At 70.7% G+C, this 12,176-nt stretch carries 14 protein-coding genes; 2 read left to right on the forward strand and 12 right to left on the reverse strand.

Annotated features, from left to right (window positions below; all coding sequences use genetic code 11):
- The first annotated feature begins 257 nt into the window (after positions 1-257).
- Complete coding sequence (locus ACWFR1_RS26025) at positions 258-713, forward strand: hypothetical protein (RefSeq protein ID WP_453555071.1); 456 nt, start codon at positions 258-260, stop codon at positions 711-713.
- 9 nt (positions 714-722) lie between these two features.
- Here the strand turns inward: ACWFR1_RS26025 and ACWFR1_RS26030 are convergent, their stop codons facing one another.
- The 12 genes from ACWFR1_RS26030 to ACWFR1_RS26085 form a co-directional block, all read right to left on the reverse strand.
- Positions 723-1,439, reverse strand: a complete 717-nt coding sequence (locus ACWFR1_RS26030; RefSeq protein ID WP_453555073.1) for a flavodoxin family protein — start codon at positions 1,437-1,439, stop codon at positions 723-725.
- 238 nt (positions 1,440-1,677) lie between these two features.
- Positions 1,678-2,481, reverse strand: a complete 804-nt coding sequence (locus ACWFR1_RS26035; RefSeq protein ID WP_453555075.1) for an N-formylglutamate amidohydrolase — start codon at positions 2,479-2,481, stop codon at positions 1,678-1,680.
- 181 nt (positions 2,482-2,662) lie between these two features.
- On the reverse strand, positions 2,663-3,442 hold the full coding sequence (gene ehuA / locus ACWFR1_RS26040; RefSeq protein ID WP_453555077.1) for an ectoine/hydroxyectoine ABC transporter ATP-binding protein EhuA: 780 nt from the start codon (positions 3,440-3,442) through the stop codon (positions 2,663-2,665).
- Entirely contained in the window at positions 3,432-4,067 is a 636-nt protein-coding gene (gene ehuD / locus ACWFR1_RS26045; RefSeq protein ID WP_453555079.1) for an ectoine/hydroxyectoine ABC transporter permease subunit EhuD, read from the reverse strand. Before ehuD ends, ehuA begins: the two co-directional genes overlap by 11 nt.
- Complete coding sequence (gene ehuC, locus ACWFR1_RS26050) at positions 4,067-4,741, reverse strand: ectoine/hydroxyectoine ABC transporter permease subunit EhuC (RefSeq protein WP_453555081.1); 675 nt, start codon at positions 4,739-4,741, stop codon at positions 4,067-4,069. Before ehuC ends, ehuD begins: the two co-directional genes overlap by 1 nt.
- A gap of 12 nt (positions 4,742-4,753) precedes the next feature.
- The gene (gene ehuB, locus ACWFR1_RS26055) at positions 4,754-5,671 is read right to left on the reverse strand and encodes an ectoine/hydroxyectoine ABC transporter substrate-binding protein EhuB (RefSeq protein ID WP_453555083.1); all 918 of its coding nucleotides are present in this window, start codon (positions 5,669-5,671) and stop codon (positions 4,754-4,756) included.
- Positions 5,668-6,564, reverse strand: coding sequence for an ectoine hydroxylase (gene thpD / locus ACWFR1_RS26060; RefSeq protein ID WP_453555085.1), 897 nt, complete (start codon positions 6,562-6,564; stop codon positions 5,668-5,670). The genes ehuB and thpD overlap by 4 nt, the downstream gene beginning before the upstream one ends.
- A 114-nt stretch (positions 6,565-6,678) precedes the next feature.
- Positions 6,679-7,098, reverse strand: coding sequence for an ectoine synthase (locus tag ACWFR1_RS26065; protein ID WP_453555087.1), 420 nt, complete (start codon positions 7,096-7,098; stop codon positions 6,679-6,681).
- Positions 7,099-7,154: 56 nt separating this feature from the next.
- Positions 7,155-8,420 (reverse strand): diaminobutyrate--2-oxoglutarate transaminase, encoded by a 1,266-nt coding sequence (gene ectB / locus ACWFR1_RS26070; RefSeq protein ID WP_453555157.1) that lies wholly within the window; start codon positions 8,418-8,420, stop codon positions 7,155-7,157.
- A gap of 113 nt (positions 8,421-8,533) precedes the next feature.
- Positions 8,534-9,037, reverse strand: coding sequence for a diaminobutyrate acetyltransferase (gene ectA, locus ACWFR1_RS26075; protein ID WP_453555089.1), 504 nt, complete (start codon positions 9,035-9,037; stop codon positions 8,534-8,536).
- Between the two features lie 367 nt (positions 9,038-9,404).
- A complete protein-coding gene (locus tag ACWFR1_RS26080; protein WP_453555091.1) occupies positions 9,405-10,208 on the reverse strand; it encodes an endonuclease I family protein in 804 nt (267 codons plus the stop codon).
- A 234-nt stretch (positions 10,209-10,442) separates the two neighbouring features.
- On the reverse strand, positions 10,443-10,907 hold the full coding sequence (locus ACWFR1_RS26085) for an Lrp/AsnC family transcriptional regulator (protein ID WP_360812095.1): 465 nt from the start codon (positions 10,905-10,907) through the stop codon (positions 10,443-10,445).
- Positions 10,908-11,047: 140 nt separating this feature from the next.
- On the opposite strand from ACWFR1_RS26085, the gene ACWFR1_RS26090 reads away from it, so the two are divergent.
- Positions 11,048-12,163, forward strand: coding sequence for an asparaginase (locus tag ACWFR1_RS26090; protein ID WP_453555093.1), 1,116 nt, complete (start codon positions 11,048-11,050; stop codon positions 12,161-12,163).
- The last annotated feature ends 13 nt before the right edge of the window (positions 12,164-12,176 follow it).

Raw genomic sequence — 12,176 nt, forward strand, 5'->3', positions numbered from 1 at the left:
GGGTCCGGGAAGTCCGGCCGGGGCCGACTGCCGGGGCCGGCCTCACCGATCCAGCCCGCGACGGCCGGGGGCGGCACGTGCAGCCGAGGTGGAATCCTGCCGACTTGCGATCAGGATTGCGGAGTGCTGCCCTGGAATAGGCAGAGGGTGAAGGGCGAGATGATCCGGGCCGGGTGGCGTTCAGCCGAAGTAGGGGGGACAACGCGTCGTGTGACGACGGGATGTCCCACGCTGCGACCCGCTATCGGAGGTTCACGATGACACAGGTCACTTCTGCCCGCATGTCACTACGCCAGATCATGGCCGTGCTCCTCACGGCCGCCCTGACGCTCTCCCTCTCGGTGGTGCTCACCGTCACCTCGGCGAAGGAAGCGGTCGCCTCGTGCTCCGCCAGCCCCTTCAACGGAAAGTGGCGCTCGTCCGACGCGAGGCTGAAGCGTATCGACATGTGGCAGGGCGAGGACTGTCACCTGTACGTCAAGGCCTGGTCCGTCTGCGAGAACGACTCTTCGCGTATCTGCAGTTGGGGAAGCAAGAGGACGGGAGACAGCCCCGAGCCGAACTTCCAGTTCGTCGGATACAACTGGAGCAACGCCGATGAGGTGCTGCACCTACGTTTGAAGGACAGCTCTCACCTCTCCGTGTGGGACAGCACCGACTACCACAACGGCAAGAAGGTCAGTTTCACGGTCACGATGTACAGGAGCCGTTGACCACCGCACTCAACGGTGCTCGGGGTTCTCGAAGTCGAACCGGCAGCCGGCGTCCCACTCGGAGCGCTGGTTTCCGTGGGCGGGGATGCCACCGGTGTCCTTGAGCATCCTCGCCAGGTGGAGCTGGTTCCAGGTCATGAAGGTCGCGTTGCGGTTCGTGAAGTCGTTGTCCGGCCCGCCGGAGCCGGGGTCGAGGTACGACGGTCCCGGGCCGGCCTCGCCGACCCAGCCCGCGTCCGCCTGCGGCGGAACGACGTATCCGAGGTGCTGGAGGCTGTAGAGGACGTTCATCGCGCAGTGCTTGGCGCCGTCCTCGTTGCCGGTGATCAGGCAGCCGCCCACACGACCGTAGTAGGCGTACTGGCCGTGCTCGTTGAGGATCGACGAGCAGGCGTACAGGCGCTCGATCACCATCTTCATGACCGAGGAGTTGTCTCCCAGCCAGACAGGTCCCGCCAGGGTCAGGATGTCGGCGGCCATCACCTGCGAGTAGACGACCGGCCACTCATCGGTCTCCCACCCGTGCTCGGTCATGTCGGGCCACACGCCGGTCGCGATGTCGAGATCCACCGCCCGCAGCACCTCTACCGCGACGCCCTGGCGCTCCATGATGCCGGTGCTGATGTCGATCAGCCCCTGCGTGTGGCTGCGCTCCGGCGACCGCTTGAGGGTGCAGTTGATCACCAGCGCGCGGAGATCACGGTAGGACGTGCCGGTGTCGGTCATCGATGCGTCCCCTTGCGGACGAGAGGGTGGTCGGGCGGCGCGACACCCGGCTGCCGACGTCGACAGGGCCCCGGGTTGCTGTTCGGCCGAAAATCCCGCCTACTGTCTCGCCCCGTCGGGTGGAATGACGGAACGCCGCGCCAACGGCGGCGAAGTCGCGTCCCGATCACCCGCGTGGCCCGCACCGAGGACACGTACCCCCGCATCAGATCGGGCCGCGCCGCCCGCCCCGGCGCTCCTACGCCGACGGGTGCGGCGGCACGGCGTCGACGAGCGCCGCCAGAGCGGCGCCGAGGGCCCGCACTCCCTCTCCCGCCGGGCCGCCGGGCTCGCTCATGTAGACATCGCGGCGGATCTCGATCATGAGCGCGCTCACCCGCGGGTCCTTGCCGTAGTACGGCAGTGGTACGTACGTCCCGGCGAAGGGCGTGTCGGTCGCCAGGCCCCCGAACCCGGCGAACGCCTCCCGCGCCGCGTCAAGCAGGGCCGGCGGAGTGTGGAAGGCGTCCGTGCCGAGGCAGACCGGGGGACGGGGCCCCTCGCCGTGCAGCTCGTACGGCAGGCGCTCCGTCGGGTACGAGTGGACGTCGATGATCACGGCACGGCCCGTCGCTGCGAGCCGCCCGGCCACGGCGTCGGCCATGCCCTGGGCGTACGGCGTGAAGTACCGGTCGATCAGCGGCGCCGGGTCGAACCCGCCAGGTCGGAGCGGGGTGCGGTGCGTGGTCCGGGTGTACACCGCGCCCATCCCGACGGCGAGCATCTCCTCGCGCTCGTCGGGGAACCGCTCGGGGTCGACGACGAGTCTCGAGAGCCGGTTGACGAACCGCCAGGGGACCGCCCCGCCGGCGGTCGCGGCGACGGCGGCGATCTCCGCCGTGTGGGCGTCGGTGATGTGGTCCAGCTCGCGGTCCAACTCCTCGTCGCCGAGCGCGATGCCGTCACGTACGTCCGGGGGTATCACCCGGGAGGAGTGCGGCACATGGAGGAGGACGGGGGAATCCGGGGCGCCGGCGAGGAGGTCGTACGAGCGTGACGTCATCGGCTCACCCTTCCACAGACCACGCCCCCACGGCGTGCGCCCCGCACGGAGGACCGTGCCGCCGCCGCGAGGGCCGGCCGGGTCCTGGCCGGCCCTCGCGCATCCGCTTGTCGGGGGACCGACGTCCGTCAGGTCGCTCGGCGGCGGATCCACCAGGCGCAGAAGCGGATCGGTGAGCCTCTCAGTGGACCGAGCTCAGGAAGGTGCGGGTGCGCTCCTCCACGGGTGTGTCCAGGAGGGCGTCGGCCGGGCCCGACTCGATGATCCGGCCCTGGTCGAACATCAGGATCCGGTCGGAGACGTCCCGGGCGAAGCCCATCTCGTGCGTCACGCACAGCAGGGTGATGTCGGTCCGGCGGGCGATGTCCCGTAGTACGTCGAGCACCTCCGCCACCAGCTCCGGGTCCAGCGCGGACGTCACCTCGTCGAGGAGGAGGATCTCGGGGCGCATCGCCAGCGCGCGGGCGATGGCCACCCGCTGCTGCTGGCCGCCGGAGAGCCGCGTCGGCCGTGCGTCGACCTTGTCGGCGAGCCCGACCAGGTCGAGCAGCTCCCGGGCCCGGCTCCTGGCCGCCTCCCGGTCCTCGCCGAGCACGTGCACGGGCGCCTCGACGACGTTCTCGAGGACGCTCATGTGCGGAAAGAGATGGAACTGCTGGAAGACCATGCCGATCCGCCGCCGGCGCGCGGCCAGGTACCGCTCGCTCGCCGGCACCAGCTTTCCGCCCGCTCCGTCCGGCATGTGGGAGAAGGGCTCCCCGTCCAGGTGGATGACGCCGTCGGTCACCCGCTCCAGCGTCATGAGCAGCCGCAGGATCGTCGTCTTCCCCGAACCGCTCGGACCGATCAGCGTCACCCGCTCCCCGCGGGCCACCTCCAGATCGAGGCCGTCGAGCACGGTGTGGTCTCCGTACCGCTTCGTGACCCGGTCGAAGCGGACCGCCAGATCCTCAGTGGGCAAGACGTGCCTCCAGTCGTCGTATCAGCACGGACGTCGGCCAGCTCGCGAGCAGGAACACCGCGGCGGCCAGGGTGAAGCTCTCCAGATAGGCGAAGTGGGTGCTGCCGAAGGTGTTCGCCTCGTGGACCATCTCGTGCACCGTGATCACCGACAGCAGGGGCGTCTCCTTGAACATGGAGACCGCGTAGTTGCCCAGCGGCGGCAGCACGTTGCGGACGGCCTGCGGCAGCACCACCGCCCGCCACACCCTCCGGCGCGGCAGCGACAGCGCCGTGCAGGCCTCCCACTGCCCCTTCGGTACGGCGTCGATGCCCGTCCGGTACACCTCGGAGAGATACGTGGCGTAGTGCACGCCGAGCACCAGGACGCCCAGCGTCGGCGCGTCGAGCCCCGGGATCAGCACCCAGGCCGCGAACAGCTGCACCAGAAGCGGAGTCGAGCGGACGAAGCCGGCCGCGCCGCGCACCGGAAGGGCCAGCCACACGGGACCCGCGCGCTGGACGAGGGCCAGGGCGAGACCCAGGACCGCCGCGACGGCGAAGGCCAGTACGGTCGCGACCAGGGTGACGCCGAACCCCTCCAGCACGGTCGGCAGAGCGGCCCGGGCGGCCTCCCCGTCCCACATCACAGGCCTCCTTCCTGCCCGAGACGGGCCTTCGCGGCCCGCTCCAGGGCGTTCATGAGAAGGCTCAGCACGACGGCCACGCCGAAGTAGAGCCCCAGGAGCAGCAGGTACGAGGCGGCCGTCGAGCCCGTCGCGGAGCGCAACTGGTCGATCTGGAACGTGAGATCGGGGACGGTGACCAAAGACAGCAAGGGCGTCGCCTTCAGCAGCTGGACGAGCAGGTTCTTGAACGGCGCGACCATCAGGGCGTGCGCCTGCGGCAGCACCACCCGCCGCAGACGCACCACCGGTCCCATGGACAGCGCGATCGCCGCCTCGGTCTGGGCACGGGGTACAGCGGCCACGGCGCCCCGCACCACCTCGGAGCCGTACGCCCCGAAGTTGAGCCCCAGCGCGAGCACACCGCAGGCCAGCGGCTCCAGCCGGAAGCCGAGCATCGGCAGCGCGAAGAACAGCCAGAAGAGCTGCACGTACAGCGACGTGCCCCGGAAGAACTCCACGACGAGCCGCGCCGCTCCGCGCACCGGCAGCCGCGCCGACCGGGACAGCAGCCCGAGCACGTACGCGAGGACGAGGGCGAGCGCCGCCCCGAGAACCGTGGCCTCCACCGTGACCAGGAGCCCGTCGGCGAGCCGTGGCACCGCCCGGCGGAGCTCGGGAAGGAAGTCAGCCACGCCGGCCGCCCCTCACCCGGCGCACAGGTCGGCGGTCCGCAGCGAACGGGGCGGCACCTCGCGCGTGGTGAAGCCGTAGCGCCCGATCAGCTCCACGAACCGGTCCGGAGCACCGGTGATCTTCCGGAGCTCGACGTCGAACGCGTCCCGCAGCCCCTTCGCCCCCGGCCGGAACACGGCTCCGCCGGCGCCGAGCTGCCGCACGCCGTCGACCACCGGGACGAACGGCTCGGCCACCTCCACCGCGGCACCCCGGTTCGTCCGCGCGAGCCAGCGCAGGGAGATCGCGGTCAGCGCGAAGGCGTCGATCCGGCCGGCCAGGAGGGCGTCGAGACCGTCCTGCTGCTTGGCCAGCGTCTTCACCGAGCCTTCCGGGACACCCGCCGCCCTGGCGAAGGACGCCTCCACCGCGGCGGTCAGCACACCGACCGTGGCCCCCTTCGCCGCGCAGGACCGCAGGTCGCTCAGCCCCTTCGGATTGCCCTCACGGACCATCAGGGCGGTGGGGGAGACGAACTCCGGCTCGGAGAAGATCACCTTGTCGCAGCGCTCGGGCGTGATCGACATCCCCGCGCTCACCACGTCGAACCGGTCGGCGAGGAGCCCGGGGATCAGAGCCCCGAACTCGGTCAGCGTCGGGCGCAGCTCCCGCACGCCGAGCGCCGTGAAGATCTCCCGGTGCAGCGTCGGGGCCTCGCCCGCGAGTTCGGAGCCGTCCTGGAAGCCGTACGGCGCCTCGCCGGCGAACCCGACCCGGACGAAACCCTGCCTCCGCAGTCTCGCCAGGAGCTCGCCGTCGCCCTCGGGTGCCCCGGTCCCGGCCTGGGTGCGGGTGCACGCGGCGAGCAGCCCGGGCGTCAGGGCGAGGCCGCCAAGGAGCGTCGTTCTGCCGAGGAAGCGGCGGCGGTCGAAGCGTGCCGGACCGGTCATGACCGGTCCCGGGCGGGAGCGGCGATGAAGGAGGGCCGCCGGACCGGGGCGGCGAAGGGCGCCTCCGGCTCGTTCTCGACGCTGTTGAAGACGAGGAACACATTGCTCCGGGGGTACGGGGTGATGTTGTCGCCCGACCCGTGCAGGGCGTTGCAGTCGAACCAGGTCGCCGAGCCTGCGGGGCCGGTGAAGTGGCGGATGCCGCAGGCGTCGGCGAAGGTGGTCAGTGCCTCGTGGGACGGGATGCCGGCGTCCTGCATCCGGAGCGACTTCTTGTAGTTGTCCCGGGGCGTGGCACCGGCGCAGCCCAGGAAGGTCCGGTGCGAGCCCGGCATGATCATCAGGCTGCCGTTGGTGGTGTGGTTCGGGGTGAGCGCGATCGAGACCGAGACGGTCCGCATCCTCGGAAGGCCGTCCTCCGCGTGCCAGGTCTCGAAGTCGGAGTGCCAGTAGAAGCCGCTGGCGCCGAAGCCGGGTTTGACGTTGACCCGCGACTGGTGGACGTAGACGTCGGAGCCGAGGATCTGGCGGGCGCGCCCGACGATCCGCGGATCCTCGGCCAGCCGGCCGAAGACCTCGCTGATCCGGTGCACCTCGAAGACGGACCGGATCTCCTGGGAGCGGGGCTCGACGACGGCCCGTTCGTCCGCCCGCACGGCGGGGTCGGAGACGAGCCGGTCCAGCTCCGCCCGGAGCGCGTCGACCTCGTCCGGGGTGACGATCTCGTCCACCGTCACGAAGCCGTCGCGGTCGTACTCCTCCAGCTCACGGGCCCAGAACGGGCCCGCCGTGCCGGGCTCGGACCACACGACGGGGTCCTTGCGGCCGATCAGTTCCTCCTTGGGACCACGGGTGGGGTAGAGGTCGACGGGACGGGTGGGTGCGGAGGGCATGAGGGAGCGTGTTCCTTTCTCGTAGCTCGTAGCTCGTAGCTCGTAGCTCGTAGCTCGTAGCTCGTAGCTCGTAGCTCGTAGCTCGTACGGAGTCGTGGCGTGTCGTGCCGGCGCTCAGGTGTCGTCCCCGACGGTTACGTCGGGTTCGGTGAGCAGGGGGTAGACGCCGTTCTCGTCGTGGTCCTCGCGACCCGTGACGGGCGGGTTGAAGACGCACAGGCAGCGGAAGTCCCGCTTGACCTTGAGGGTGTGCCGCTCGTGGCCGTCGAGCAGGTACATGGTTCCGGGCACGATCGTGTACGTGCGGCCCGTCTCCAGGTCCGTGAGCTCGGCCTCGCCGGCCGTGCAGACGACGGCCTCGACGTGGTGCGCGTACCACATGGAGGTCTCGGTGCCGGCGTACAGCACCGTCTCGTGGAGGGAGAAGCCGACCCGCTCGCGGGCCAGGACGATGCGCTTGCTCTCCCAGGTGCCCGACGCGGCCCTGACGTGCCGCTCGGTGTTCTCCAGCTCGTCGAAGGAACGGACGATCATGGGTGATGCCTTTCGGATCCGGGTACGAGGGGTCGGGCGGTGGGTCAGGCGGTGGGTCAGGCGGTGTGGCGGACGGAGCGGGCCAGGATGCCGAGGCCTTCGTCGAGTTCGTCGTCCGTCGCGGTCAGCGGCGGCAGCAGCTTCACGACCTCGCCGCGCGGCCCCGAGGTCTCCACGAGGAGGCCGGTCTCGAAGGCCCGCCGGCACACGGCCTCGGCACGCTCCCCGTCGGCGAACTCCAGGCCCCACACCAGGCCGCGGCCGCGCACCCCCAGACCTATGCGGCCGTCTCCCGCGCAGAGGTCGAGGAGGGCGCGCTCCACCCGGTCCGCCCGGCTCAGGGTGCGCTCGCGCAGGGCGCCGTCGCGCCAGTAGGCGTCGAGGGCGGCCGTGGCGGTGACGAAGGCGGGGTTGTTGCCGCGGAAGGTGCCGTTGTGCTCGCCGGGCTGCCACACGTCCAGCTCGGGCCGGAAGAGGCAGAGGGCCATGGGCAGGCCGTAGCCGCTGATCGACTTGGACAGGGTGACGATGTCGGGCGTGATGCCCGCCTCCTCGAAGGAGAAGAAGTCGCCGGTGCGTCCGCAGCCCATCTGGACGTCGTCCACGATGAGGAGCATGTCGTGGCGGCGGCAGAGCTCCGCGAGCCCGCGCAGCCACTCGGCGCGTGCGACGTTGACGCCGCCCTCCCCCTGAACGGTCTCGACGATGACGGCCGCCGGGTGGTCGAGACCGGAACCGGCGTCGCTCAGGAGCCGCTCGAACCAGAGGAAGTCGGGGAGGTGCCCGTCGAGGTAGTCGTCGAAGGGCATGCGGATGGCGTGGTTCAGCGGGACGCCCGCCCCGGCGCGCTTGGCGGCGTTGCCGGTGACGGCGAGCGAGCCGAGCGACATCCCGTGGAAGGCGTTGGTGAAGGAGACGACCGTCTGCCGTCCGGTGACCTTCCGGGCGAGTTTCAGGGCGGCCTCCACGGCGTTGGTGCCGGTGGGGCCGGGGAACATCACCTTGTAGGGCAGGGCGCGGGGCTCCAGGACCGTCTCGCGGAAGGTCTCCAGGAAGTCGCGTTTGGCGGTCGTCGACATGTCGAGGCCGTGGGTGACGCCGTCGTCGGCGAGGTAGTCGAGGAGGGCCCGCTTGAGGGCGGGGTTGTTGTGGCCGTAGTTCAGAGAGCCCGCGCCCGCGAAGAAGTCGAGGTACGGGCGCCCCTGCTCGTCGTACAACCGGCTGCCGCTGGCGCGTTCGAAGACGACGGGCCAGGCGCGGCAGTAGCTGCGGACCTCCGATTCGACGGTCTCGAAGACGGAGGGGGCGGCGATGTCGGTCAGGGTCACGAGGTCTCTTCTCCGGTGTGGGGTTCGGGGCGTGGGGTGCGGTGACGAGGGCCGAGGGCTCGGGGCGCAAGGCCGGTCAGGGCTCAGGGCCGCTCGGGACTCAGGGCTCAGGAATCCGGAGCCCCGAGCGGGCCGATGCGGTACAGCAGCTCCGAGTCGTGTCCCGCCGCGGGGAAGGCGGCCGACGGGAAGAGGACCTCCCGTGTCACATCCGCGCCGTGCCGGCGCGCGTAGGACCGGAACAGCCGGTCGGACGCCAGGTTCCCAGGGGTGACGGTCGCCTCGACGCGGCTGATTCCGTGCTCGGCCGCCACGCGTGCGGACAGGGCGTCGAGCAGGGTCCCGGCCACCCCGGTCCCGCGGTGCGCGTCCTCGACGGCGATCTGCCAGACGAAGAGCGTCTCCGGCGCGTCGGGCCGCAGATAGCCGGTGACGAAACCGATCGGTCGTCCGGAGTCGTCACGGGCGACGGAGGTCGTGTCGGCGAAGTCGCGGCACCACAGCAGATAGCTGTACGGCGAGTTGAGGTCCAGTTCCCCCGAGCCGTGGGCGATCCGCCAGAGTTCGGCGCCGTCCGCGATCGTCGGGGGTGTCGTGCGGGCAGTGGTCATGGGCGCCGAAGCTACCTAGTGGATCTCGGAACTGCCTGGCCCGGAGGTCTTGTTGCGGGTTCGGGAAACGTGATAGGTGCGCCCATGGTCGCCGTGGCGCGAATGCGCTCTTCCGTGCGCGGCAAACGCGAACATAAAGGGATGAACTCACCGTTTATAACGGATCGGTAACGCCTTAAGGTTGCATCTCACGGGTGCGCGAAGAGCATGAGAAGATCTGCGATTTCGCGTTTGAAGGCGCCGGAAGCGGTCAGGCGTAGAGGCCGGCCCTCCTCGGACGTGACGAAGCCGGGCCAGGGGCGATGACCCCGGCCCGGCTCAGTTCGGCTCGGTTCGGCTCAGTTCGGTTCGATCGGCGGTGCTCCGTCTACCAGATCGCCTCGACCCACTCGGGGTGGTCGATGAACGGGTTGCGGTTGCCCTGGTAGGTGCCGTAAATGATGTCGTTGCGGCGCTCCTCGAAGGCGCTCGGCGGGTCCTGCTCGTTCCACTGCTTCAGGATCGAGAGACGGCCGTGCCACGGAACGCTGCCGTTCGTCGTCGACTCGTTGGGTTCCAGGTCCGCCCAGGCGTCGTCACCCTCGTAGCGGACGGCCATGTAGAGGATCATGCGGGCCACGTCGCCCTTGTCGGCGTTCCGCGGCTCGAAGGAGTTGGAGTCCGTGTAACTGCCGGGCGCGCCGCTGACCGCGCTGCCGCCGGTGTCCCAGTCCTTGTTCCCGCGGGTGCTGTTGACCTGGACGTCGCACGCCCGCAGGTGGTGGAGGTCCGTACCGGGGCCCGCCGAGGTGCCGAAGCTGCCGTGGGACTGCGCCCACACGTGCTCGCGGTTCCAGTCGCCCACGTCGCCGCCGTTGAGGGTCTTGCTGCGGGAGGCGCCGCTGTAGAGCAGGACCACGTTGCTCGTGTTGTTGGGGTCCTGGTCGGTGACCTTCAGGGCGTTCCAGACCGCGTCGTACGAGATCTTGCTCTGGCTGCTGATGATCGTGTGCAGCGAGGACTTGAGGCTCGTGCCGGTCTTGCCGATCGCGTTCTTGTAGTAGGTGCTGTCGTAGGCGGTGGTCGTGGCGCTCGCGGGGGTCGCGGTGACCGTCGGAAGGGTGAGGCCGACGAGGACGGCGGATATCGCCGCGGTCCACGCCTTCCATCGACCGATGCGCGAAACGGACATGGGGGGATCCCTTTCCCGGGTACGGCACGCCGAGAGCCGCGGCGCCCGGCTCAAGGGCGCCGCGATCTACGCGTGTTGACTGGTGGTAGCCGGGAGCGTGGCACAGCCGGGGGGCCGCTCGTGTAACCAGGAGGAGGCTTTTCTGTGACGTTCTCGCATACGGCGGAACCGCTGACGGCCCCTCAGTCTCCGGCCCCCTGGGATCCCTTGGCCGTCAGGAGTCTCCGAGGGACGTCAGATGCCCCGAACATCCACCGGCATCCCCTTCGGCTCCTTGATCCGCTTCATGATGATCTGCGAGTTGACCTCGGTGACCCCGGCGAGCGTCGTCAGCCGCTCGATCCACAGCCGCTCGTACGCCGCGAGATCGGCCACCGCGATCCGCAGCAGGCAGCCCGGGCTGCCGAACAGCCGGTACGCCTCGATGACGTCCGGCACGTCCTGGAGAGCCTCCTCGAAGGCCTCCACCGTCTCGCGGTCCCGCCGCACCTCCACCGAGACGAGCACCTCGAAGCCCCGGCCCACCGCCTCCGGGTCGATGATCGCCCGGTAGCCCTGGATCACCCCGTCCTGCTCCAGCTGCCGCACCCGGCGCAGACAGGGGGAGGGGCTGAGTCCGACCCGCTGGGCCAGCTCCTGGTTGCTCAGCCGGCCGTCGTTCTGGAGCTCGCGCAAGATATGGAGATCGATTCGGTCCATGGCGCAATTATCTACCACTGATCGGCACAGGACGGGCTGAATTGGCAATCGCCTTTCGTGCCTCCTGTCCTATCGTTGCGGCAGCAGGGGCGTGCGCGTGTGGCGCGCACATCGGTACGGACTGAGGACGGGCAGCAGGCATGAAGCGGACGAACGACGGAGGACCGCGCCGGATCGTCGTCATCAGCACCGGTGGCACGATCGCCAGCCGCTGGCAGGGCACGGGCTACGCGGCCGACGCCTCCGGCAACGACGTCCTGGCCACCGCCCCCCTCCCCGAGGGCGTCGGCGTCGAGGTCGTCGACCTGTTCAACGTCAACAGCTCCCGCATGACCTCGGCCCACCAGCTCGCCCTCCTCCGGACCGTCCACGAGACGCTCTCGGACCCCGGCGTCGACGGCATCGTGGTCACCCACGGCACCGACACCCTGGAGGAGACCGCCTTCCTCCTGGACCTCCACCACACCGACGCCCGCCCGGTCGTCCTCACCGGCGCCCAGCGCCCCTTCGGCACGGGCGACGGCGACGGCCCCGGGAACCTCTACGACGCGCTCCAGGTCGCCTCCTCCGTCCGCGAGCTGGGCGTCCTCGTCGTCTTCGACGGGCGTGTCCACGCGGCCCGCGGCACCGTGAAGACCCAGACCCTCGCCGCCGACGCCTTCTCCGACCCCTCCGCCGAGCGCCTCGGGCGCGTCGGCTTCTCCCGCGTCGACATCGAGCGACTCCCGGAGCGCCCCACCCCGCTGCCGCTCCCCGGCGCGGCCCTGACCGCGACCCCGGGCTCCACCGGCGGCGCGACCCCGCTGCCGCGCGTCGACATCGTCACGCACCACGCCGACGGCGACCCGCTCTTCCTCAAGGCTGCCGTGGCCGCCGGCGCCCGGGGCATCGTCCTGGAAGCCACCGGTGCGGGCAACGCCACCCCCGAGATCGCCGCCGCCGTCGCGGACGCGGTCGCCCAGGGTGTCCTCGTCGCCGTGAGCACCCGCGTTCCCTCCGGGCCGCTCGCCGAGATCTACACCGGCGGCGGCGCGGTCGACCTCGTCGCCGCCGGAGCGCTGCTCACCGGCACGCTCCGGGCCGCCCAGGCGCGGATCGCCGTCCTCGCCGCCCTCCTCGCCGAGGGGGACGTCGCCGCGGACCCCGTGCGCCGCACCGCGCTCCTGCGCCGCCTCCTGGAGGGCCCGGTCCGCGTGGAGCCGGCTCTCGCCACGGGCGGCTCCCGGTCGGCCTCGGCCGTCGCCACGCGCGCCTGACGCCGACGGGCGC

It is taken from the genome of Streptomyces sp. NPDC055103 (assembly GCF_053607625.1).

Bases quoted from the DNA above. Each gene is read 5' to 3' on its own strand.
- ACWFR1_RS26025 (WP_453555071.1), top strand. From the start codon at position 258: ATGACACAGGTCACTTCTGCCCGCATGTCACTACGCCAGATCATGGCC.
- ACWFR1_RS26030 (WP_453555073.1), bottom strand. From the start codon at position 1,439: ATGACCGACACCGGCACGTCCTACCGTGATCTCCGCGCGCTGGTGATC.
- ACWFR1_RS26035 (WP_453555075.1), bottom strand. From the start codon at position 2,481: ATGACGTCACGCTCGTACGACCTCCTCGCCGGCGCCCCGGATTCCCCC.
- ehuD (WP_453555079.1), bottom strand. From the start codon at position 4,067: ATGTGGGACGGGGAGGCCGCCCGGGCCGCTCTGCCGACCGTGCTGGAG.
- ehuB (WP_453555083.1), bottom strand. From the start codon at position 5,671: ATGACCGGTCCGGCACGCTTCGACCGCCGCCGCTTCCTCGGCAGAACG.
- thpD (WP_453555085.1), bottom strand. From the start codon at position 6,564: ATGCCCTCCGCACCCACCCGTCCCGTCGACCTCTACCCCACCCGTGGT.
- ACWFR1_RS26065 (WP_453555087.1), bottom strand. From the start codon at position 7,098: ATGATCGTCCGTTCCTTCGACGAGCTGGAGAACACCGAGCGGCACGTC.
- ectA (WP_453555089.1), bottom strand. From the start codon at position 9,037: ATGACCACTGCCCGCACGACACCCCCGACGATCGCGGACGGCGCCGAA.
- ACWFR1_RS26080 (WP_453555091.1), bottom strand. From the start codon at position 10,208: ATGTCCGTTTCGCGCATCGGTCGATGGAAGGCGTGGACCGCGGCGATA.
- ACWFR1_RS26085 (WP_360812095.1), bottom strand. From the start codon at position 10,907: ATGGACCGAATCGATCTCCATATCTTGCGCGAGCTCCAGAACGACGGC.
- ACWFR1_RS26090 (WP_453555093.1), top strand. From the start codon at position 11,048: ATGAAGCGGACGAACGACGGAGGACCGCGCCGGATCGTCGTCATCAGC.